This window comes from Chlorogloeopsis fritschii PCC 6912 (genome assembly GCF_000317285.1).
Lineage (GTDB): Bacteria > Cyanobacteriota > Cyanobacteriia > Cyanobacteriales > Nostocaceae > Chlorogloeopsis > Chlorogloeopsis fritschii.
In genome coordinates this window covers 20,257-42,884 of sequence record NZ_AJLN01000061.1, presented here as the reverse complement: position 1 = coordinate 42,884, position 22,628 = coordinate 20,257, and the positions used below count along the sequence as shown (strand labels likewise).

The 22,628-nt window shown below is 41.4% G+C and carries 25 protein-coding genes; 12 read left to right on the top strand and 13 right to left on the bottom strand.

Features of this window, described 5'->3' with window-relative positions:
• Window positions 1-185 precede the first annotated feature (185 nt).
• Both UYC_RS39435 and UYC_RS0109575 read left to right on the top strand, forming a co-directional pair.
• Window positions 186-455 carry an HAD family hydrolase gene (locus UYC_RS39435; protein ID WP_235083029.1) on the top strand — a complete coding sequence of 90 codons (270 nt, stop codon included), beginning with the start codon at window positions 186-188 and terminating at the stop codon, window positions 453-455.
• Window positions 380-1,264, top strand: a complete 885-nt coding sequence (locus tag UYC_RS0109575) for an ATP-binding protein (protein WP_235083030.1) — start codon at window positions 380-382, stop codon at window positions 1,262-1,264. Before UYC_RS39435 ends, UYC_RS0109575 begins: the two co-directional genes overlap by 76 nt.
• Before the next feature lie 33 nt (window positions 1,265-1,297).
• Here UYC_RS0109575 and UYC_RS0109570 read toward each other — a convergent pair whose 3' ends face one another.
• Window positions 1,298-1,729, bottom strand: coding sequence for a GNAT family N-acetyltransferase (locus UYC_RS0109570; RefSeq protein ID WP_016877163.1), 432 nt, complete (start codon window positions 1,727-1,729; stop codon window positions 1,298-1,300).
• Window positions 1,730-2,367: 638 nt separating this feature from the next.
• Between UYC_RS0109570 and argZ the strand changes: the two genes are divergently transcribed.
• From argZ to UYC_RS37700, 4 genes are all read left to right on the top strand, one after another.
• The gene (gene argZ / locus UYC_RS0109560) at window positions 2,368-4,479 is read left to right on the top strand and encodes a bifunctional arginine dihydrolase/ornithine cyclodeaminase (RefSeq protein WP_016877165.1); all 2,112 of its coding nucleotides are present in this window, start codon (window positions 2,368-2,370) and stop codon (window positions 4,477-4,479) included.
• A 630-nt stretch (window positions 4,480-5,109) separates the two neighbouring features.
• Window positions 5,110-5,652 carry a DUF2085 domain-containing protein gene (locus tag UYC_RS0109555; protein WP_016877166.1) on the top strand — a complete coding sequence of 181 codons (543 nt, stop codon included), beginning with the start codon at window positions 5,110-5,112 and terminating at the stop codon, window positions 5,650-5,652.
• Window positions 5,649-5,936, top strand: coding sequence for an RpnC/YadD family protein (locus UYC_RS0109550; protein ID WP_016877167.1), 288 nt, complete (start codon window positions 5,649-5,651; stop codon window positions 5,934-5,936). Before UYC_RS0109555 ends, UYC_RS0109550 begins: the two co-directional genes overlap by 4 nt.
• A gap of 310 nt (window positions 5,937-6,246) precedes the next feature.
• A complete protein-coding gene (locus UYC_RS37700; RefSeq protein ID WP_157171230.1) occupies window positions 6,247-6,417 on the top strand; it encodes a hypothetical protein in 171 nt (56 codons plus the stop codon).
• Window positions 6,418-6,577: 160 nt separating this feature from the next.
• On the opposite strand, the gene UYC_RS0109545 is transcribed toward UYC_RS37700, so the two are convergent.
• From UYC_RS0109545 to UYC_RS0109535, 3 genes are all read right to left on the bottom strand, one after another.
• Window positions 6,578-6,913 carry a XisI protein gene (locus UYC_RS0109545; protein ID WP_016877168.1) on the bottom strand — a complete coding sequence of 112 codons (336 nt, stop codon included), beginning with the start codon at window positions 6,911-6,913 and terminating at the stop codon, window positions 6,578-6,580.
• Window positions 6,901-7,317 (bottom strand): XisH family protein, encoded by a 417-nt coding sequence (locus UYC_RS0109540; protein WP_016877169.1) that lies wholly within the window; start codon window positions 7,315-7,317, stop codon window positions 6,901-6,903. The genes UYC_RS0109545 and UYC_RS0109540 overlap by 13 nt, the downstream gene beginning before the upstream one ends.
• A 128-nt stretch (window positions 7,318-7,445) precedes the next feature.
• A complete protein-coding gene (locus UYC_RS0109535) occupies window positions 7,446-9,278 on the bottom strand; it encodes an N-acetylmuramoyl-L-alanine amidase family protein (protein ID WP_016877170.1) in 1,833 nt (610 codons plus the stop codon).
• Between the two features lie 83 nt (window positions 9,279-9,361).
• Here UYC_RS0109535 and UYC_RS0109530 point away from each other — a divergent pair, with 83 nt between their 5' ends.
• From UYC_RS0109530 to UYC_RS0109520, 3 genes are all read left to right on the top strand, one after another.
• Window positions 9,362-10,999: a CTP synthase gene (locus UYC_RS0109530; RefSeq protein WP_016877171.1), complete on the top strand. Its 1,638-nt coding sequence runs from the start codon at window positions 9,362-9,364 to the stop codon at window positions 10,997-10,999.
• 124 nt (window positions 11,000-11,123) lie between these two features.
• The gene (locus UYC_RS0109525; protein WP_026087641.1) at window positions 11,124-11,552 is read left to right on the top strand and encodes a hypothetical protein; all 429 of its coding nucleotides are present in this window, start codon (window positions 11,124-11,126) and stop codon (window positions 11,550-11,552) included.
• Between the two features lie 61 nt (window positions 11,553-11,613).
• The gene (locus UYC_RS0109520; protein ID WP_016877173.1) at window positions 11,614-12,675 is read left to right on the top strand and encodes an HMA2 domain-containing protein; all 1,062 of its coding nucleotides are present in this window, start codon (window positions 11,614-11,616) and stop codon (window positions 12,673-12,675) included.
• Between the two features lie 60 nt (window positions 12,676-12,735).
• Here UYC_RS0109520 and UYC_RS40185 read toward each other — a convergent pair whose 3' ends face one another.
• From UYC_RS40185 to UYC_RS0109510, 3 genes are all read right to left on the bottom strand, one after another.
• Window positions 12,736-12,912, bottom strand: coding sequence for a helix-turn-helix domain-containing protein (locus UYC_RS40185; RefSeq protein WP_321164246.1), 177 nt, complete (start codon window positions 12,910-12,912; stop codon window positions 12,736-12,738).
• Entirely contained in the window at window positions 12,899-13,135 is a 237-nt protein-coding gene (locus UYC_RS40180; protein WP_321164245.1) for a hypothetical protein, read from the bottom strand. Before UYC_RS40180 ends, UYC_RS40185 begins: the two co-directional genes overlap by 14 nt.
• Before the next feature lie 168 nt (window positions 13,136-13,303).
• The gene (locus UYC_RS0109510) at window positions 13,304-14,392 is read right to left on the bottom strand and encodes a VOC family protein (protein WP_016877174.1); all 1,089 of its coding nucleotides are present in this window, start codon (window positions 14,390-14,392) and stop codon (window positions 13,304-13,306) included.
• Window positions 14,393-14,491: 99 nt separating this feature from the next.
• Between UYC_RS0109510 and UYC_RS0109505 the strand changes: the two genes are divergently transcribed.
• Window positions 14,492-15,280: a glutathione S-transferase family protein gene (locus tag UYC_RS0109505; protein WP_016877175.1), complete on the top strand. Its 789-nt coding sequence runs from the start codon at window positions 14,492-14,494 to the stop codon at window positions 15,278-15,280.
• Between the two features lie 11 nt (window positions 15,281-15,291).
• Here the strand turns inward: UYC_RS0109505 and UYC_RS0109500 are convergent, their stop codons facing one another.
• The 6 genes from UYC_RS0109500 to UYC_RS0109475 form a co-directional block, all read right to left on the bottom strand.
• Window positions 15,292-15,669 (bottom strand): nuclear transport factor 2 family protein, encoded by a 378-nt coding sequence (locus UYC_RS0109500; RefSeq protein ID WP_016877176.1) that lies wholly within the window; start codon window positions 15,667-15,669, stop codon window positions 15,292-15,294.
• 180 nt (window positions 15,670-15,849) lie between these two features.
• Window positions 15,850-16,707 carry a hypothetical protein gene (locus tag UYC_RS0109495; RefSeq protein ID WP_016877177.1) on the bottom strand — a complete coding sequence of 286 codons (858 nt, stop codon included), beginning with the start codon at window positions 16,705-16,707 and terminating at the stop codon, window positions 15,850-15,852.
• Window positions 16,708-16,786: 79 nt separating this feature from the next.
• Entirely contained in the window at window positions 16,787-17,278 is a 492-nt protein-coding gene (locus UYC_RS0109490) for a cupin domain-containing protein (RefSeq protein ID WP_016877178.1), read from the bottom strand.
• A 78-nt stretch (window positions 17,279-17,356) separates the two neighbouring features.
• Window positions 17,357-18,916, bottom strand: coding sequence for a GMC oxidoreductase (locus UYC_RS0109485; RefSeq protein WP_016877179.1), 1,560 nt, complete (start codon window positions 18,914-18,916; stop codon window positions 17,357-17,359).
• 286 nt (window positions 18,917-19,202) lie between these two features.
• Window positions 19,203-19,592, bottom strand: coding sequence for a GFA family protein (locus tag UYC_RS0109480; protein WP_016877180.1), 390 nt, complete (start codon window positions 19,590-19,592; stop codon window positions 19,203-19,205).
• Between the two features lie 22 nt (window positions 19,593-19,614).
• Window positions 19,615-19,875: a hypothetical protein gene (locus UYC_RS0109475; protein ID WP_016877181.1), complete on the bottom strand. Its 261-nt coding sequence runs from the start codon at window positions 19,873-19,875 to the stop codon at window positions 19,615-19,617.
• 638 nt (window positions 19,876-20,513) lie between these two features.
• On the opposite strand from UYC_RS0109475, the gene UYC_RS0109470 reads away from it, so the two are divergent.
• Together UYC_RS0109470 and UYC_RS0109465 are read left to right on the top strand one after the other, a co-directional pair.
• Window positions 20,514-20,888: a DUF4870 domain-containing protein gene (locus UYC_RS0109470; RefSeq protein ID WP_016877182.1), complete on the top strand. Its 375-nt coding sequence runs from the start codon at window positions 20,514-20,516 to the stop codon at window positions 20,886-20,888.
• A 370-nt stretch (window positions 20,889-21,258) separates the two neighbouring features.
• The gene (locus UYC_RS0109465; protein WP_016877183.1) at window positions 21,259-22,374 is read left to right on the top strand and encodes an amidohydrolase family protein; all 1,116 of its coding nucleotides are present in this window, start codon (window positions 21,259-21,261) and stop codon (window positions 22,372-22,374) included.
• The last annotated feature ends 254 nt before the right edge of the window (window positions 22,375-22,628 follow it).

Here is a 22,628-nt window from a genome sequence, read left to right as displayed (position 1 = left end):
CAGATGACAGACGGCAGAAGGAATATATACGTTGTAGAGGATTAGGAATTACGAAACCCTAGTACCCAATCACCAGTACCTAGTACCCAGTACCCAATCGTCCTAAAATTTTATTTCTAAAGCTGGATAACAAAAGTTGCGAACTGCAGCAATTTGATAAAGAAGCTCTTGAGTAAAAGCTGCAGATGACTACTACATCCATGCGTTACCTTGCATTAGCTACTGATTACGATGGTACACTTGCCACAGATGGACGGGTAAATGATGAAACCCTAGCAGCACTAAAACGCTTGCAAGCCTCTGGCAGAAAACTGATTTTAGTAACAGGAAGACAACTAGATGATTTGCAGCGGGCGTTTCCCCAATTTGATTGTTTTGATTGTATTGTGGCAGAGAATTTTGCATTATCGATCCGGAAGGAGATTACGAAAACTTTGCCGATGCAGTTATTTTAGGTGATGGCGATCGCTCGCCACGATTAACAGAAGTATTGAAATTACTTGAACGACTCGATCAAAATCTAATTGTTAACTTACTTGGTATTGCTCTAGGCGATCGCCCAGCGTTTTTTGCCGAACTACTACCGGCTTTGCAGGAATTGCGATCGCAAACAGGACGTCCTCATTGGATAGTAGTGGATGAAGCACACCATCTTCTGCCCTCGTCTTGGAACCCTGCCTTGTTGACTTTACCTCAAAATATAGACGGCTTGATGCTAATTACTGTGCATCCCGAGCAAGTTGCACCTGCTGCTTTATCTTTAGTAGATGCTATCCTCACCGTTGGCAACTTACCAGAACAGAACATTGAGCAATTCTGTAAAGTCGTCGGTTACTGTCCGCCACAACTCACACCCCAAACCCTTGAACCAGGAGAAGTTTACGCTTGGTTTCGAGAAGATACTGAACCATTCTGCTTCCGCATTGCCCGTGGAAATACCGAACGCCGCCGTCATGTTCGCAAGTATGCGCAAGGAGAACTGGGACAAGACAAAAGCTTTTATTTTCGAGGAGCAGAAGGTAAATTGAATCTGCGCGCTCAGAACTTGATTTTGTTTACCCAAATTGCAGATGGTGTAGATGATGAAACTTGGTTGTATCACCTACACCAAGGAGATTACTCACGCTGGTTTCGAGAAGCAATTAAGGATGAATCTTTAGCTGAAGAAGTTGAAAATATAGAACAAACTGCTAACGGTTCTACATCCGAAAGTCGTGCTGCTATCAAAACGGCAATTGAGCAACGCTATACTTTGCCCGCATGATTGAAGTACTCCCGCCCCGTAAAGGCGGGATTCTCAAACAACTTCAAGCCTCTTTTTTAGGAAGTATCGACAATACCCTGGAGGAAAATTCTCTAACTCTCCAAAAACTTCGTAGCCCAAGTGCTTGTAAAAATCAGGAGATTGGAAGCTGTAAGTAAATACATATGCATTTAAGCAGCCATGTTTAATAGCCTCTTGCTCTGCCGCCAATACAAGCGCTTTTCCATATCCATAACCTCTTAACTCCTCTGCTATCCAAAGCTTACCAATATGGAGCCATCCCAAGCCCATAAAAGCGTCCAAGCCACCCATCAGTTTTTGCTCTAAATCATGAAGCAATAGACACAGCGGCGTATATTGGTAATCCCCTATCTTACCTAGATTAAATTCGTGAAGTTGTTTGTCTATAAAGTTGCATGACTTCGAGTCTGACTGATTATCGATTGATATTTTATACTCAGGCATCTGAATTTTTTTAACACCATTATTAATATTTAAGTGCAAATTTGAGAAATAGATATATGAGCAAAGGTACTAGTGATTGTTAAATTTTGTAGTTAATAAATATTTAACTTTCAATTAAGCTATGTAAAAAATAGGCTAGTTATTGCAATTTTTTAGCGTTTATTTGACGTATTTACGTTGTTTGATAGCTTGACCAATTTTTATAGGTTTTATAAACTGAGAGATGCTAATATAATGGGCTATTTTTTTGCTTTTTTAGAGCAAAATTATATTTCTGAGCAAGTAGACAGCGATCGCCTTTTAGCTTCTCTAAATAATATATAGATATAGCCGTTTATAACCGTTAACCCGTGTGCCGATGTAAATAGCTCCAGAAAGATTGGTTAATGGGAATAAAAGACCTGAAATGAGGATTTAGTATCATTTGCTAGCATGATTCTCAATTTTTCTAATGCTGGCGCTTAGAGAATTAAAAATGCAGCCTCTGTTACGGCGGGTAATAGAATAGGATGGAAGTCTTTTTAGAGCCTCCAACTATCAGAAGGTAGAATTTTAGTAACAAATTCTACAGAATAAGATCTACAAAAATCTGTATTCAATCATAGACCGATGGCTTCTATACCCTTGTAAAATTTTTTATGAATTCCCAGATTCGCTATTTAATGTGTCCCCCCGACCACTATGATGTTGACTATGTGATTAATCCCTGGATGGAAGGGAATATTCACAAGTCATCGCGCGATCGCGCCGTAGAGCAGTGGCATAACCTCCATAAAATTCTTAAAGATCATGCAATTGTAGACTTAGCGCCACCGCAAAAAGGTTGGCCTGACATGGTGTTTACTGCCAACGCTGGTTTGGTACTGGGCGATAATGTAGTTCTAAGTCGTTTTTTACATAAAGAGCGCCAAGGAGAAGAACCCTATTTCAAACAGTGGTTTGAAGAAAATGGTTACAAAGTCTACGAACTACCTAAAGACTTGCCTTTTGAGGGAGCAGGGGACGCACTGCTGGATCGGGAAGGACGTTGGCTATGGGCGGGGTACGGCTTTCGCTCAGAATTAGACTCTCATCCCTACCTTGCAAAATGGCTGGATATCGAGGTGTTATCCCTGCGATTAATAGATGAGCGCTTCTATCACCTCGATACTTGCTTTTGTCCTTTAACAGACGGCTATTTGCTTTACTATCCCGCTGCTTTTGATTCTTACTCCAATCGTTTAATTGAAATGCGAGTAGCACCCCAAAAGCGGATCGCCATTGATGAAACTGATGCAGTAAACTTTGCTTGCAACGCGGTAAATGTAGACCGTGTTGTAGTGATGAACAAAGCTAGCGATGCATTGAAAGCACGTCTTACCGATATTGGTTTCCAGATCCTGGAAACACCACTCACAGAATTTCTTAAAGCGGGTGGTGCAGCAAAATGTCTAACGCTACGGGTAACAGAACCAGTTAGAGAAGAAGTTCATGCCAACACGCTCGTCGAAAGCCGCATCGTTCGCATGGAAGGACACTTGCTTGATGCTGGCTTAATTAACCGTGCTCTGGACTTGATTGTAGACAGTGGCGGTAGTTTTCAAGTATTGAATTTCAACTTGGGAGAACAACGACAAAGTACTTCCAAAGCAGAAGTGAAGGTGACAGCACCTTCCCATGATGTGATGGAAGAAATCATCTCGCAGTTAATTGACTTGGGGGCAGTAGATTTACCTCAAGACGAACGAGATGCCAAACTAGAACCAGTTACAATCGCTGGTGTTGCTCCCGATGATTTTTATGTCACTACGATTTACCCCACCGAGGTGCGAATTCACGGTGAATGGATCAAAGTAGAAAATCAACGTATGGATGGCGCGATCGCTATTTCCCAAACTCCTCAAGGTTTGGTAGCACGGTGTAAAATATTGCGCGATTTAGAAATTGGCGAGCAAGTAGTTGTGGATGTGCAAGGTATCCGCACCATCCGCAAGACTGAATCGCGAGAAAAACGCAATGCTGAGGAATTTAGCTTTATGTCGGCGGGCGTTTCCAGCGAACGGCGCGTGGAACTGGTTGTAGAACAAGTAGCTTGGGAATTACGTAAAATCCGAGATGCAGGTGGTAAAGTAGTTGTCACAGCTGGCCCTGTAGTAATTCACACTGGCGGCGGCGAACACCTATCGCGGCTGATTAGAGAAGGATACGTGCAGGCACTATTGGGAGGTAACGCGATCGCTGTTCACGATCTCGAACAAGCAGTGATGGGTACTTCCCTTGGCGTTGATATGAAGCGGGGTGTGGCAGTACGGGGCGGACACCGCCATCACCTTAAGGTAATTAATACCATCCGGCGTTACGGCAGCATAGCCAAAGCTGTGGAAGCTGGGGTAATTAATAGTGGTGTTATGTATGAGTGCGTCAAGAATAATGTGCCTTTCTGCCTTGCTGGTTCGATTCGCGATGACGGGCCTTTACCCGATACTCAGATGAATTTGCTCAAAGCACAAGCAGAATATGCCGAACTGCTCAAAGGTGCAGAAATGATTTTAATGTTGTCATCGATGCTGCATTCTATTGGTGTAGGCAATATGACACCTGCGGGCGTGAAAATGGTGTGTGTTGATATCAACCCAGCAGTGGTAACGAAATTAAGCGATCGAGGTTCGGTAGAATCTTTGGGTGTTGTCACAGATGTGGGATTGTTCCTGAGTCTGTTGGTGCAGCAGTTGGATAAATTAACAAGTCCGTACACTACCAAAGTGAGTTAATAGAGGATTTTCCCGGCTTACCGTTAACTTAAGCCGGGAAACTATAATGAATGCTGATACAAGTTTTGGTTGTTATGAAAGCTCTGGATTTTGGGTGCTAAAAATCAACTCATATTGTGCAGGTTGACTGATGGCAGGTATTTTGATGTTCTAGTCGCGATCGCATACCATAGTAACTCCGAATACCTCAATCTTCATAATAAATACAGGACTTACGCACATACTCTCTCAAACTCTTATTTCTTAGTGTTCTTTGCGGTTCGTTGATGAACATTTCAACAGCAAAATTAATGCGATCGCAATCAACACACAAGAATATAAATATTAAGTATTTTGTGGTGTTTTAGATATTATTAATAAATCAAAAACCTTAATAAATTTTGAATTTGAAATGATGAGCATAATAGAGATACTGAAGGTACGTTAAAAATATATTAGATAAAGTTTTAAGTTTTCTGTAAGGTGAGCATTGCTCTCCAATATTTAAAATTTACTAAATAGGCTTTGACGGGCAATGCCCACCCTACAATCTACAATCTGTGGTCTGTAAGTGGCGATCGCATTTTGATAAAATAATTTTGATGTAGTAATTAATCTATTGAAAGTAAAATTAAAGCAAAATAAGAAGTTATGATTCAAGGAGTAGCTTTCAACAGAGAGTTAGAAATTCGCTGGGTAAGTATTGTTGCAGACATTTTATTAGCGGGGATGGTGGTAGGGCCACTTGCTGCACCTTTTCTAGCAGCATCCGGATTACCAATTTTACCTGTCATTGCGGACATTATTTATTTTATGGGTAGTCATGTTTGCCCACAACCAGACATGGGAGTAGCCTTAGCTGCACCGTTTATTATGGCTGTGTGTATGCGTTGCTACGGTACGGTAGCGGGTTTGCTGCTCACTCGTTTACTGTGTGGGGTGACTGGCGGTAAAGGTTTTTACTGGTTGCATCAATATGGTTGGAGTGGTGTAGCCCTTGCCAGTGTTTTGATGATGGCTTATCCGTTGGAATTAGCAGCAGAAGTTTTGGGATGGTGGAGCTTCAATAATTACATTGTTACAGTCTTTGGGTTGATAACAGGTTTGGCATGGGGCTTGTTGACAATGCCGATATTGCACGCTCAAGAGATAAAATCAACAAGCTCGTTAGCAAATGAAAGTTTCCACAAATGACTCGCCAGGAGTTAGAAACTATGTTTGGATTCAAAGAGTTAAAGCAGACAAGATACTTTCAAGAAGTGGCGCAAGAAGCCAGAGAACAAGGAAGGCAAGAAGGAAGGCAAGAAGGAAGGCAAGAAGGTAGACAAGAAGGTAGACAAGAAGGTAGACAAGAAGGAAAGCTAGAAGCAATACCCCGCTTGTTGGCGTTGGGGTTGACTGTGGAACAGATAGCGGAGGCTTTAGGTTTATCAGTTGAGCAAGTGCAGCAAAAAGCAGGTGAGCAAACTTCTACTTGATACTCCCCAAGCCCTAGCAGGGTAAAAAGAAAAATTGCGACACAAAGAAGAGGAATCGTACGAAGTATAAGGGGTGCTGTGCGAAGCGCCAAAGCACGGGTAAACTAAAAATTATAAAGGTCAGTGCACCTACGATTTGTAGTCTAATAACTTGAGTTGCACGAAATAATAGATTGATTGCAAAATCCAATTTTATGATCGTAACGAACACAGATGGACACAGATAAACACAGATAAATTATCCGTGTGCATCTGTGCTTATCCAATTTGAAATCTTGTAGTTTAACATTTGCATCGCTGTGTTATTTTAATGCAACCGCTTACATTACGAATGTATCGGCTTGCATTGTTAATACATCGGCTGACATTGTTAATGCATCGACTGACATTGTTAATGCATCGACTGACATTGTTAATGTATCGGCTCACATTATTAATGCGTCAGCTTGGTAGTGATTTGGAATGGCGATCGCTAGTGTAAAGTAGATGACTTGAGCGATTTTGAGTGAGGCGATCGCTTCACTTTTATATACTGGTTAAAGTTGCCATAATCTTTATAAGATTCAAACTTTGTTCAGAAGTCGAAAATCAACCGTAGCACGTCAATTGCACTTTCCTCGTTCTAAATTCATGGGTTAAACTTATGCAACAGCATATCCTGTGTGTTGCCTCACATTTTGCGGGTGAAAAGCTAAGACAATTTTATCTTTGGGAATTCCGGCAGCTTCTAATTCGTAGGTTACGCCATCTTCTGTGTCATCTCGTTGCACCCAGATTTTGCCATCAATAATGTCAATATGAACTAAGCACCCGTGAATTCGCTTCGCACCATCCCAGCCAAGAGTTACCAGCAAATAGCTATCATTTTCGCTATCAAAGACTGTTTTACACTCAATAGCTGCGTAGGAATAAGGAATTTGTGTGTAAGGTACTAACACATCTTTGATGATGCGTCGATAATTATCTAAGGTATCCATTGGATAATCCTCTCAGTCTCTGGATTAAAAACGAGTAACTTTAGATTCTCAGTTTCTATTAAAAGTGTACCAATTGGTTCCTCAAACAAAGTGACAAATACGGTGTCACGTACTGCTAAATATAATGTTCTTTCTGGTTCCAGGCGATTGATTACAGCACGATACATGATAAATCCGCCAATGGCATCTTTTAAGTCTGCCATTTCTGAGGGACTGACAAAACTTTTAATTTCTACAGCTATTTTTTTAGTTCCTTGTTCTGCTGCTAAGAGTTGTTTTGCTCCTAAATCTACATACATATCTTTTTGACCCCACTTTAAATGCAGGGGATCATCTGTAATTATCCAGCCTTCTTGAATTAAGGCATTCTTAACAGCATCGTGATAAATATCTTTTGCAGGCATCTAAAGTTTTACCTTATTTACTGCCAAAATCACCTTAAATAGTTCCACCTCCTGAGTTTTTATGAGGTTAACTCAAGTCGCGATCGCCCTCTATTAACATCCATAATCTCAAGTAAAATAAACCCGGTTTACTCTACACTTTTAAACCACTCGACAATCCCCTGTGCGATCGCCTTTGCTAATTTCTTCTGTTCTTTCTCATCTGTTACCCACTCAAATTCCCAAGGGTTGCTCATAAAACCTAACTCCAGCAACACCGATGGGGCAGCAGCTGGGCGTGTGAGCGCTAAGTTATTCCAAAACACGCCATAGGATGGACGCTCTAATTTCTCGACAAGATAATTTTGTATAAATACTGCTAAACTGTGCGCTTGGGGATGATACCAAAAGGTTCCCACTCCCTTAGTGTTTTCAGCATCACCACTATCAGGCAGAGAGTTGTAATGTATGGATAAAGCTATAGTTGGTTCTTGTTGATTGATAATTTCTTGACGTTCAACTAGCGACACTTCTTTATCTTCTTCTCGTGTCATCACTACTGTTGCGCCTCGCTTCACCAACTCATCTCGCAGTAACTTTGACACTACCAAATTTACATCTTTTTCCAGAACTCCATTTGGCCCTGATGCGCCTGATTCTTTCCCACCATGTCCGGGATCTAATAAAATTTTGATTCCAGATAAAGGTTTGCGTTTAGAGTCAGGAATTACTGGTGAGTGACGCAAACTTAAAACTAAGCTTGTAGCGTCGTATCTCAGCTTATATCCCCATTGTTGGTCTTTTTTGAGGTTAAAGGTATATTGTATTTGTCCTGGCGCTACCTGCTGCCAATCGAGACGAGAAATTAAAGGGTTATCATCTAAGCGAATAATATCTGTTTGGGCAGTCGTATTGTGGAGGGTGAGGGTAAAAGTGCGTTTCCCTTGTTGTACGGAAATCGGCACGGGAATTTGCAGGGGAAAAACCATCTCTGTGCGATCGCTCAGTGGGCGATAACCAACACTGCGAATGATTGAGCGGGGTGGAATTGCTCCTGATATAATTGTCGTTTCCTTACTATTAATCCAGCCGCCGTAGTCTAAGCGCAACCATTCTCCTTCCCTACCTGTGACTGCGGCTTGGGTTCCTTTGGGTAGCGGTGTGAGTCGAGAATAATCTGTACTCGCCCCGGTGCGGGCAACACCAGCTTCTGCTGTCACTGCGACAACTTGCGGTTGTGCTTGTGAAAGGATAATGATTTTTCCTGGGGCTTCCTGAGTTATTGTTTTACCATTAAGTGTAAGTTGAAACTGAGGTTTACCCAAATCCACATCTTTACTAGAGTCGGAGACGACTCCACCAGAAATGATGTTGTTACCATAAAGTAGGCTATAAGCTAGGGGATTTTGCCCAAAAACAGTAGCGCAACCCTCGTATTTACCAGCAGTAGATTGAGAAGGCTGATTTTTTCCTGTCAATGCTGCCAAATTACTTGGCAGTTGGACTTGTTGAAGTTGAGGCGAAAGAGGTATTGTTTGATTACCTAATTTCACAGATACACTGGCATTAGGAGCAGCGATCGCACTAAAACAAACAGGCTCCCCTGGCAGTCTGGCTATGTCTTTGGCTGGAGTCAGGGAATCTTTAGCGAAAGCTAACCCTTGTGGTATTTCAGGTTGAGTAGCAAGCCTTGTTACCTTAATCTGAACTGCTTGATTTTGGTAACTTACAGTAAAGAGATTTTCTCCCAACTGTAAGGGTAAACTGGGAGCAAAATGACCAGACTTACTGCGGTTTACCTGTTTTCCATTGATGAGAACTTGTCCGGTTGGTGGTGCTGTACCAATGAAAAAAATTTTATCGCTATTGGTTTGGTAGTTTGCGGGAGGATAGACAATCTGAAGGGATTGCTTTTGTGCCAAAACTACTACAGTAGAAGAAAGTATAGAACCTAATAATACTAATCCTAAAAGTGATCTCACGCCAAAATAAAATAAGTCTGACAACAATATACTGTGGCACAATGACGGGGTGTATCTGGGGAAGTTGCTAGAATTTACGAATTATGACGAAGTTTGTATTTGTTACCGGCGGTGTAGTTTCAAGTATCGGCAAGGGCATTGTAGCAGCAAGTTTGGGGCGGTTGCTCAAATCACGAGATTATTCGGTGTCGATTCTCAAACTCGATCCTTATATTAATGTCGATCCAGGTACCATGAGTCCTTTTCAGCATGGTGAAGTCTTTGTTACCCAAGATGGCGCTGAAACAGACTTGGATTTGGGGCATTACGAACGCTTTACCGATACCTCTATGTCCCGTCTCAATAGCGTTACCACTGGCTCGATTTATCAAGCGGTAATTAATAAAGAGCGGCGCGGGGACTACAATGGCGGCACGGTGCAAGTAATTCCCCACATCACCAATGAAATTAAAGACAGGATTTCTAGAGTAGCTAGAGATACGAATCCTGATGTAGTAATTACGGAAATTGGCGGTACGGTGGGCGATATAGAATCACTGCCGTTTTTGGAAGCAATTCGCCAGTTCCGCAAGGATGTAGGACGACAGAATGTCCTGTATTTGCACGTTACTTTGATACCGTGGATTGCTTCGGCGGGTGAAATGAAAACCAAGCCGACACAGCATTCAGTCAAAGAACTGCGATCGATTGGGATTCAACCAGATATTTTAGTTTGTCGGTGCGATCGCGCCTTGCCGGGAGGTTTAAAACAGAAGCTATCTGAGTTTTGCGATGTACCACCAGAAGGGGTAATTCCTGCTGTAGATGCCAAGAGTATCTATGAAGTACCGCTAATTTTAGAACGGGAAGGACTAGCGCAGGAAGCACTAGAGTTGCTGAACATGGAGCAACGCGAACCGGATCTGAGTCAGTGGCAAACTTTAGTAGAAAGGTTGTATAGTCCCAAGCATCGAGTAGAAATTGCCATTGTTGGTAAATACGTACAATTAAGCGATGCCTATCTTTCTGTGGTGGAAGCGCTGCGTCATGCTGCGATTGCCATGGGTAGCGAACTGCACCTGCGTTGGGTAAACTCAGAAAAATTGGAAGTTGAGGGAGCCGAAAATCACTTAGATGGCGTTGATGGTGTAATTGTACCCGGAGGTTTTGGCGTGCGCGGGGTAGATGGAAAAATCGAAGCGATTAAATATGCCCGCCTTCGTCAAATTCCCTTCCTGGGTTTATGTTTGGGAATGCAATGCTCTGTCATTGAATGGGCGAGAAATGTGGCGGGATTTGCAGATGCCCATAGTGCCGAATTTGAACCTCATACAGAAAATCCTGTTATTAACCTGTTGCCTGAGCAGCAGGATGTAGTGGATTTAGGCGGTACAATGCGTCTAGGTTTATATCCTTGTCGTATTCTCCCTAATAGCTTGGCATTCCGTCTGTATCAAGAAGAAGTGATTTACGAACGGCATCGCCACCGTTACGAATTCAATAACGCTTACCGCAATCTGTTTTTAGAGTCTGGTTATGTGATTAGTGGTTCTTCTCCCGACGGGCGCTTAGTAGAAATTGTTGAATTACCACAACATCCCTTCTTTATTGCTTGCCAGTTTCATCCCGAATTTCAATCTCGCCCTAGCGCACCCCATCCTTTGTTCAAAGGATTTATTGAAGCTGCGATCGCTCATTTTGAATCTTCTTCTGGTACACAAATACCTCTTGAAGTTTTTTAACAGTTATCAGTTATCAATTTCATTGCTGGGGTTAAAGTCCTCCACAAAGCAGTTTATGATGGCTACTTAAAAAGGTGGTGTATCAGAATAAGTTCCTGAAAAATTTGGAACATGAGAGGATTTTGTGGCGTATTGGATGAAAATCAGCTACGAAAGGAGAGAATATGTAGTTAATTTTGAGCGTGTCAGCGCGTTTTGTTATGAGCAAAACGGTAGAGTAACTTTTTGGTTGCCCGATAGCGCTATCCCGATCATTATTAATCCCCAAACAAATCAACAAGATTACCAAAAAATTCTGGAGTATGTAGAACAATTTACACAGCCAGAATTAGCTAGTAACCACTGGGTAAAAATATATTACGAGAGAAATGAATATCTAATTAATCTTAAGTGCATCAGTTCTTTTTGTTATGAACCAGCCAACGGTAGGATAACTTTTTGGTTGCCAGACGGTATTATTCCGATCATCATCAACCCAGCAAGTAATCCGGATTCCTATGAGAAAGTTGTCAGCTACATCAGAACTATGACAGGATATTCTTTACTTGAGTAGACAAGCAAAGATTGGGAACAGCTACTAGATACTGGGTACTAGGTATCAGGGACTTGTAATTATGCCAGTTCAATCAGAAACAATTGACTATCAAGTTGTACACGCGATCGCCGGAAGAATTCGCATGAGAGTTCCTCATCTGAGAACAGATCCCGACTATGGCGATCGGTTACAGCAATTAATAAAGTCTCTCGACGCGGTTACAGATGTACGTGTTAATTCTGCCAATGCTTCCGTGGTAGTTCAGTACAATTCCGCAGATATCGAAAATAAAGTAATGCAGAGAGAACTGGCAACCTGCATTCAAAAAGCTGAACAAACAGAAACAACTGCACCTGAACCTTCTGTGGAACCTGTAGCAGAAAGAACAGAGCAAAATGATGTAGTTATCGAAGATGTTTCTCTTGCTAACGAACAGCCTGAAGAAGATGTTGCCCAGACAACGAACAAAAGCGCGGCAATTCAGGTAACCGACGAATATCTATCTCAAATCGACGATCAGTTTCCCATCAACGTAGATCTGGAAAATAAACTGTTTGAGATTGGTATTCCTGCCTTACAAATATTACAACCTCTTAATGTTGAACTTAAAAAGTTTGCAGCCGAACATGAGAAAAACACAGATTTGCAGCACATCAGACTAGATTTAGAAGCTTTTCTCAGAGAAGGTGGTTTTCTAATCAATGGCAAAGCCCACGGTAAATTCAGAGAAACTTTTATTGTCAATCCGATTACTCGTAGAAAGCATCATACTCCCTGGATATCGATTACTGCTGTGGGGATAGCAGAACTCGATGCAACCGTCGTTGATGAAACAATTAATGTTAACCTCACCAAACTGAAAGTTTCTGGTGATTCGGGCAAGTGGTACAAAGTACTAGTCAAATATGCTTTTGAATATCTCTTTAAAACTAAACTTGTAGCTAAAATTAACGACACTTTATCCAAAATTGATGGTGCAAAAGTACAGCAACTTTTCTTTCAGCTCAAAGGAAATGAAAAAGTACGAGCAAAAACTCAGAAATTGGGTTTGACTCCAGAGAAGCTGGATAAGTTGTTGGAACTCGTTGAAGTAAACGCTAGAGTTTCTCCCGATTATTTATGGCTGTATGTTCAGCTTTGAAAGGCGCTCTCTTTAAAGGCGATCACATATGTTGAAAACTATTAACATCATGTATCTTAGCTAAATAAACAGTTCTAAAGAAACATGAAAAAACTCTGCTAGCGCCTTTGCCTGAGCTTTGCTTATTCCTCGTTTGCCATTCACAATTTCTGAGACAACTCCTTTAGAACCAATAATTCCAACTAAATCAGATTGTTTTATTCCTCGTACTTCCATCAAATGTTCAACGAATTTCATGAGGAGATGATTCTCTCATTGAATAGTTTTTGCTCTCATACTCTTCAATGAGACTAACTAATAGTTGTAGAATAGCTGTCTGCTCTGGAGAACGATTTTTACATCCCATCAACTTTTCTACAGCCTCTAGAGCAAAGTCATATTCTTCTTCTGATGTAATCACTTTTGGTTGAAACTCAGCCAAGAGCTTGCCATATATTTCTCTGTCAAAAGTAAGGGCCATTTTCCTTATTTACGTCCTATATTAGAGCACTCCATAAATTACTTTCTTCAGTTTTCATCCTCACTAAAAATTATTATTCTCTAACTGTGTGAATGGTGGACGATATTAATAACTTTACTTAACTCTGTCAAAAGTAAGGATCATTTTTCCAATTGTCCTTATCCCAATTTACCTCTCCACTATCCGCATCACATGCCCATCCGGATCTCTTACCAAAAACCCCTTTTTAAACCCTAACCTTTCCCCTGCAATTCTCACCACCCCCGAAGAAACAAAGGCAGATTTACTCAACCTTAGCCTTTGCGCTATCGCCTCTGCATCCTTTACTACCAGCGTTGTTTGCCAGTGTAGTAAATCATTGGCACGCGCATCTACAGGAAATGGTCGTCCGTCTCGCGGTGTAAGGTATTCTAGAAATTCTATACCGGGGCCATTAGGCGATCGCATCCCGCTAATATGCAACCTTGCCCCAAAGACATTATTCAGATACTCCTGTTCTGTGCCGTAATTTTCGCTTTCTCCAGCCAGTTTTAAACCTAGTAAATCCCGATAGAACTTCAAGCTAGCCTCAGTATTAGATACAACAATTGCCGTATGGTCAATTCCCAAAAATAATTGGTTGGTTGATTTCTGCCATTTGCGATCGCCTTTACCCGGAGGGAAGTAAATAATTTCTAAATTGTGTCCATCCGGATCTTTAAAGTAAAAAGCGCGAATTCCTGCTGCTGCTTTATTCCAGTCGGGAAGGCGTTGAGGTGCAGTTGAGGCGTGTTGCACTTTCAACGAACGCAAGCGCTGGTAAGCTTTATCCATATCACTAACTACAATAGCAATATGTTGAAACCAGCGATCGTTACTCCGTGAATCTACAGGAATGGGTCTACCTTTAGGTGTTAAATATTCTGTTAGCTCAATTGACTCATCACCCAACTGCATCCGCACCACCCGCATCCGCACACCAAACAATCCTTGTAGATGTTCGTATTCTGTACCCCAAACTTCTACATCAGAAATTTTTTTAAAGGACAAAACTTGGGAGTAAAACTCTACAGCTTTATCCATATCAGAAACTATCATTCCTACCGAATCTACAGCAGCAACAACTTGCTGAGTGGTTTGATTTTGGGTAATTACTGTTGAGGGTGCATCCTGTCGCCGTTCAATTTGCGAAAGTGCATAATTATGCGGTGTAAAAGCAACAGCAAATCCAACACTAGCTAATAGTAGTGTTTTAGCGATATTTCTGTTAAATTTCATGAGAGTATTCAATAGAGTAAAAGTACACCAATTCTGGATTTAGGCTGTTCAAATTCAAGGGAAAGTATTTTTAATTAAGTAGCAGGGAGAACTTAACTAATGATCGTCCTCTACGAACACCCACTATCTCCTTATGTACAGAAGATTAAAATCGCCTTACGCGAAAAGGGGATTGAGTTTGAGTCCAAAGCACCTGAGTTTAGTGGAGGCGGATTTGGAGGCAGCGAGTTCCTCCAAGCCAATCCTCGTGGGGAAATACCGGCTCTTCTTGATGGCGATGCCAAGATATTCGACTCTACAATCATTCTTGAGTACATCGAAGAAAAATGGACTGAGCCACAACTGCTGCCGAGCAATCCACTGGAGCGAGCGCGTGCCCGCACGATCGAAGATGTTATGGATACCTACTACGAGCCTATTAACTGGGGGCTGGGTGAAATCAACTTCTTTGGTAGGGCGAAGGGTGAACTTGCCGAAACTATCGTTGGCAATGCCAAAGAACAAGCCGCGAAGTGTCGCCAATGGTTAACCAAACAGCTAGGCGATCGCGAATGGTTCAATGGCGATCGTTTTGGCTGGAGCGATCTGTGTATCGTTCCCCACCTCAATTTGTCGTCAACTGTATTCGGGATCGCACTAGAAGCAAATTCCCCACTTGCCGATTGGTTCAAACGCGTTAACGTGCGTCCAAGTGTCGCGCAAACGTTGCAGGAAGCAAAAGACTCCCTTGCTGGATTAGATCAATTTTCGCACCTCATAGAACAGGGACTATTCAAACGTGAGTACCGCGATCATCGTCTTGAGTGGATGATTCGTATGGGTGGGCTTCAAGTCGTACTCGACGGCATCGAGAAAGACAACATCCGATTTAGTTACGATTTAGCTTGAAAAATAGAATTTTAAGATCCAGAATTAGAGGGTATATTGGAGTCTATATATTCTCGCCAGCGAGTAATTAAACCATCTTTGAAATCAACTAGAATCGCATCTTCTGCTTTTTGCTGTTTGCCTGTTTCGTTGTTTGTATCTTCCCAAGTCCACTCAACAGCTACGCGATCGCCATCAATGAGGATTTGTTTAATCTCAATTTTTACACCTGAATGAGTCGCAGCAAATTCAGCCGTTACTTGTTGAATTGCAGTTCGTCCCACATAACTATTACCAGGAACAATGAACTTTCCATCTGATGCAAATAACTCAGCAAAAGCATCAGCATTTCCTGTCATCCAAGCTTGAGCTGCTTGTTGGATAATTGAGTGAATTTCTTCTACTTTCATCACTGCTGGTTCCTCCTTAGATATTGTGGAGATAATAGAAGCTGTGGTTTGATTATGGTAGAACAGACTTGTGTTAATCCATCCAGGCGACAGAAGCACAAGTACGATGATAAATACTAGAAAAAGAAATGACTTGTTAATTGCAATAGTTTTTCTTCTGACTTCTGGATTCTGAATTCTTTATACTTTGAGAAGGCTTTTAGAACCTTGCAAAGCAGAGTCTAAAAAAGCTTGAATTTGTTTGATTTTTTCTTCTCCTTCACCACTGACATTAGACGCTTTGAGAACAGCCCCAACCCAATCCTGAGTATGCCAAAAACCACCACTTGCTAATTCAGTAAGATTTGTTATTTCGGGGGAAGGATAGGGAGAAACATACCAGTATGGTTCGTTATAATTAGTGTCTCCCGGAGACATACCAATACCCACAGTTATTGGTTCACCATTAGATATATTACCAACAGTAACAAGTATGGCAATATCGAAATGATGCGGCCAAATGTGAATCGATGATGCTCCCTCTTCTTTTGCAACTATTTCCTGTAAAAGTAAGTTAGTAATAGCATAGTAATTTGCTAATTCTTGTCTGCCAGACTTGCCCTTGTTAGCATCAAAATCAGCACCATGAGCAATTTTATCATCAGGAAAATCAGCTCTTGGATAGGAAGGCAAAACAACTTTATCTGCATCAGCACCTAATGTGGCAATTTCTTTTTTGTACCAATTTATCTGCTCTGCTAAAGTTTTTTGATGGAGAGAAAATTCAGCTATCTTTTGATTTTGCTCATCAAGAATCAATGACGTAAGGCTGACTGGTTCAAGAGCTACTCGAAATGATTTTGCTGCTGGGATGAGTTCTCCTACAAAAACTTTTAATTCAGAGTTCCACCCAAAACTTGTATGACTGTAGTCTGGTTTTGGCTCTGCTAGAGTTGAGGCGATCGCATCTATAACTTGAACAGCGTAGTGCAATTGCAGTCTGCTTTCTATTAAAGTTCGCGGATCGATTTTGCCTGTTATTTTTTGTTGCTGCATCATAAATTTTTCTTGTTCCAAATTTTTGATCTAAACTTTCCATATGGATTAGTCTTTGTGCGGGCGATCGCTTCCTAAGCTCCTACTCTTGAGCAGGTGGAGGAAGAATTTCCAAACCGTACTTAGGAGCAGTTGCCAGCAGTTTTTCAATATCAGCGTTAGTCACAGCAGGAGGTGTAGCATTTAACGCCATAACTGTTGTACCCACTTCGATAAAAAATTTCTCTAACCCGGCTGGAGTAACCCAGCACAATAATTTGGCTGGTTTGACAGCGATGTTGCGAAAACTATGTAGTTGCCCTTTAGAGGAATGAACGAAAGTTCCAGGTGTAGCTACAATTGTTTGTTCCCCAAGTTGAAACTCTATTTCACCTTCTTGAATGTAAAAAGATTCGTTTTCGCGCGTGTGTATATGAGGTGGAACCGTGCTGTGGGGTTGCATGACAATTTCAATTAGCCCATAGGCTTGGGCTGTATTTTCACCGAGCGCTTTAAAGGTGTACAAGTCTCCAAGTACCCAGGAAGAAGAACCTTCACCTGGTTGCATTACTATGTCGTGTTGATTAATAGTCATGGTGGTTTTTCCCAGAATGTGGAAAATTAATGAACCGCAGAGGCGCAAGGAACGCAGAGGAAGAGCAAATAGAAGGTTTTACTTTATTCTTTCTATCAAGTGTTCGCCGACACGTAAGGCATTTGCAATAATTGTCAATGTAGGATTGACTGCACCACTGGAGAGGAAAAAGCTACCATCTACAATGTAAAGATTGTCAATATCGTGAGTGCGACAGTTTAAATCTAATACGGAGGTTTTAGGACCTTCTCCAAAGCGGCACGTACCTACCTGGTGCCCAACACCATCTAAGGGTAGTTTACCTGTAAAGTAACTTTTACCACCTTTGACAAAATAGGAACAGTTAGGTATGATTTGCTGACCGCATTCGATAGATTTGAGAGTTTCAATCCAGCGTTGTTCTAAACGGTTGTAAACTTCGCTATTGTTCTCTGTATACTCAAGGATAATTTTGTCACCATTTACGCGCACACGATTGTTGGCATCGGGTAGATCTTCTACTGTTATCCACCAATCGATGGAATGAGTTGCAACTTCTTCTGGTGTCAGTGGCGCGTAAGCTTCTGGATTTCCCTCTAGTGCTTCTTTGCTGATTTTGCCCAAGGTTTGAATTTGTCCCATTGGATAGTCATAATTTTCTTCGCCCCAGTAAAAATCATTGATGGAGAGGGTTTTCTGAAAAGCTGTAGGGTTGGGCTTTTTGGCTACCCCAATAATCGAACCTAATACGTGTTTCATAAAATTCCGTCCCACCAAACCAGAACTATTTGCCAATCCGTGAGGATGTTTTTCGTTTGCAGATTTGAGCAGTAGTACGGAGGAGTTAATTGCACCACAAGCTACAGCGACAATATCCCCTGAGAATATCCGTTTCTGTCCTTGAAAGTTTACTTCTACACCTGTTATTTCTCGTCCAGAGGAACTGGTGAGTAGTTTTAGTACTTTAGCTTCTGTAATTAATGTGACGTTATCTTGCCCAATGACGGGATGTACTGCGCTCACCTCTGCGTCAGATTTAGCTTGCACCAGGCAAGGGAAACCATCGCAAGTATTGCAACGGATACAAGCACTCAAGTAGCGTTGGGCTTCGTTTAAGCGAATACCGATAGGGGTATGGTAGGGATGCAACCCTTGGGTTTTCAGTGCGTCGCTGATTTCCTCAATTCGGGGTTCGTGGCTGACAGCAGGATAAGGATATTCCTCACTGCGAAATGGTTCCGTTGGATCTTCTCCACTTTTACCATGTACCTGGTAAAGTTTTTCGGCTTGGACATAATAAGGCTCAAAGTCACGATATTTAAGCGGCCATTCTGGCGAAATGCCGTCTTGATGCTGGTATTTCTCAAAATCTCTTTCTCGTAAACGGAATAATGCTGCACCGTAAACTTTGGTATTACCTCCGACAAAGTAACTCATGCCGGGGTGTAATTCATTACCGTCTTTGTCGTACCAAACTTCAGAATTATGATAACGGTTTGTATTAAAAACTGTTTTAGTATCCCAGTTTGCTTTCTCTCTGGGTAAAAATGGCCCGCGTTCGAGCACTAAAATTTTCTTACCACTTTGCGCCAATTTGTAAGTAAGAGTTCCACCGCCAGCACCAGTACCAATAATGATAATGTCGTAATGTTCAGACATACTGCTATTTCCTATTTTGAGAGTATCATCAGCCAGGAAAGCAGTTAAGAAATTATAGGCTGCTAAGGATTAGAGTATGGGTAAGCTAAGAGTTTGACAAAATTATTCTTATTTTAGTTTCAGCAGAAATTAAGGTTGAAAAACAGGTAGGTAAGTCTGCAATAAAAATATAAATTTGCCGTAGGGTGTGTTGTTGCGTAACACAAAGCACCGTCAAGACTTTAAGGTGCCTTAGCCTACGGCATAATACTCCCTACATTAAATTCGTACATTTTCCCTTCTCTACTCACCGTAATTGATGTATATTCTCTTCCCAATTTGCTCCATCAAAAGGCACAATTTCAAAGTTAGATATCACATCGCCATCTAAACAGCGAATATTGACATCAATACAGTCAGGGTGACTGCGAGGAATATAAAAAGAGTGAATTCCACAAATACGGCAAAATTTGTGTTGGGCAACTCCTGTATTAAATGTGTAATTTGTCAAAACATCTTCGCCCTGCAATAAAGTAAATTTAGCTTGTGGCACAATTAAATGTAAAAAGCCCTTTTTTTTACAGATTGAGCAGTTGCAATCATCGGCTTTGTGTTTGTCAACTACTACTCGAAAGCGCACTGCACCACAGTGACACCCACCTTCATAAGTGGCTGATTCATCAATATTGGCTGCCATGTTAATTTAAAAATTCGAGATTTTAGGCTTGTAAATTTGCTTGTTCTTGTAACCAGGAATCTACGGGTTGTCCATCTTTGCGCCGCAATTCTATTTGCACTACCATTACTTCTTTGGAACCGGGAGGTGCTGGTTTTTGGTGAAAAATAATGTCGTAATCCATGGGATTGTGTCCCCGTTCTTTCAACCATTCCTGTACTTTAGTTGTGGCAAAAAAACTTTGCCCTTGCTCAAACATACGAGTAATCTGCATTTGTAGAGATAAAGGATTTAAACGACCCATTGTTACCGCCTGTGTTAAGTAATTTAAAGTGAGGATTTTGTTTGACTTTGTCTTACTTTATGTTATCTCTGCTGCTACTTTTAATAGGTATATAGGACTCATATTTTATTTTTGAATGTTAGTTGGTGGTGCGTTCAAATACACGTAGTGGACTGACACGACTAAAATGATGCGATCGCAAAGACTCGTAGTAGCAACCTATAAGCAGAAATTGACTACCAAGAACGTAGACTTCTTGCAGCGATCGCGATCTCGGTTAATTACAACCACAGATGGACACCGATAAAATCTGTGTACATCTGTGTGTATCTGTGGTCGATTTATTTGAAACTAGAATGAGTACAAGAGGTTTAATGCACCCTTTTAGCTTTACCACGCCACTAGGGGAGCCACTGCAAAGAAAGCGCTCTGCCGACTTGTCGCAGTGGTGTTGTGTTAGCCAAGCATCAATAACCTTCAGAAGGCTTTTGTGCTAAAGGTTCGGTAAACCTCATCACTCATAGTTGATGAGTAACATTCAAAGTTAATCTCTCTCAAGGAAAAGCCCGAAAACTTGCTAGGTACGGCTACCTGCAATATTAAACATAGTTGGCGATCGCTAAAATCAAAGCTAAAAGGCGAATTGAGGAGCCACCTGGATGCAAGTTACATACGATTTGCACAAGCGCAAGTTACTATCATCTCTGTGTCATGGGGCAATTTTCTTGAGTACAGCACTGTTGTCGATTGGAATTCCGATTGCAATTAATGTAATTTCCGACGATCCAGTTGTTAAAAGCAATGCCAAAGAATCAATTAATTTTCACTTCAATGTTTGGTTCTGGGCAACTTTAGTTGGAGTTCCAATTGGGATTTTATCTTGGCTCACCTTTGGCATTGGCGGAATTCTGTTCTTCCCCGTTGTTGCTCTTGGCTTTTTACTGCACTGGGGGCTGACAATTTGGGCACTGTTGCGTTGTTTTAGCCAACCCAATGAACCTGTGCGTTATCCGTTTATTTTTCGTCTGTTTTGATTGTAGCTACTCAAGATCGGGGTGATTTTTTGAAAAGGGATAGATATTAGGTTCGCTTAATGACTTATCGTTCAGGCTGAGGCGACGAGATTTTGCTGATAAGTGATGAGCCGAACTTGATATGAGACAAATATCCCTTTTTTTGTTGATAATGCGATCGCACTTTTGTCTATCTTAATGGAGCACTCTTGACTCCCGTTACAGCGACGAAGGAGGTTAACGGGAGATGAATTTATCCTCTTTACGATAGACAGACAAATTGACACGTTTATATTTACTGTATAGCTGTGATTATAAAAATTAACTCGTAAATAACTTACTGCTAAATTGCAAATGCAATGATGGCGGGAATCGACAGCGAGGATTTTAGATGAATCTATCTGATATTCCTATTATTGACCAACACGCCCATAATTTGTTACGCCCGGAAATTGCTAACAGTTCTCCTTATGCTGCCGCTTTTACCGAGGGCTACGCTCCAGAGATTATTAATTATCACGCTCGCAATACCTTATTCTATCGGCGCAGTCTACGGGAAGTTGCTGCCTTGCTTAAGTGCGAACCACAGGAGGAGGCAATCTTAGCGCGTCGGAAAAGCTTGGGGCTAGAGGAGTTAACCAAACTTTATTTTAATGCTGCCAACCTAGAAGCGATTTTTTTAGATGATGGATTGCAACCAAACTCTATCCAATCACTTTCATGGCATGAACAATTTGTTCCTGTGAAAAGAATTTTGCGACTGGAAGCTTTGGCAGAAGAATTAATTACTAAAAGCGATGATTTTAAGACATTTCTAGAAAAATTCAAGAGTGAAATTGATCCACCACCTGCTGGAGTTGTGGGTTTCAAGAGTATTGCTTGCTACCGCACTGGTTTGGAGATCCAACCTGTTTCTCTGGCGGCTGCTGCTTGTAGTTTTTACGATCTCAAACAAGAATTTGAGCATCAACCTTTACGTCTTGCTAATAAGTACTTAATTGACTTTCTGCTGCAACAAGCGCTATTAATTGCTGCTAAATATCAATTACCAGTGCAATTTCACACTGGCTATGGCGATCCCGATTTGGATTTACGATTAGCAAATCCTCTTTACTTGCGCTCCTTATTGGAGTCACCCCAGTATCGCGATGTTCCTATTGTTCTACTTCATGCTTCTTATCCATATATGCGGGAAGCTGGATATTTGGCTTCTGTTTATCCCCAAGTTTACTTAGATTTTGGTTTGGCAATACCTTTTTTAAGCGTATCAGGAATGCGTGCAGCACTAAGACAACTATTGGAGTTGACTCCTACTAGTAAAGTGATGTATTCGTCTGATGCCCATTCAATTCCAGAATTGTATTATTTAGGGGCAAAGTGGGGGCGTCAAATTCTGGCAGAAGTGCTAGAGGAAGCAATTAGGGATTGCGATTTAACTGCAAATGAGGCAGATGATATTGCTGTTGCGATTTTGCGCAAAAATGCTCTTGCTCTTTATCAAAGTTAAAATGCTAAATCTCTTGCGCTTAGTTTACAGCCATTTTCAGATGAATAGACCACATGATACTTTAAGGGCGGGTTTTGTTTCAATCTCTAGCTCAAACCGAAAGGATATCTGCTAAACCCGCCACTACAAAAAATTGTGGTTCAAATAAAATTTGCTGTAATTTTTGATGGGGTATTGAAGGCGATCGCTCTTTGTCGGCTCAACTAATTCTCCGCGTCACCGCGTCTGCCTTAACCCATCAATTCTTGGTTGAC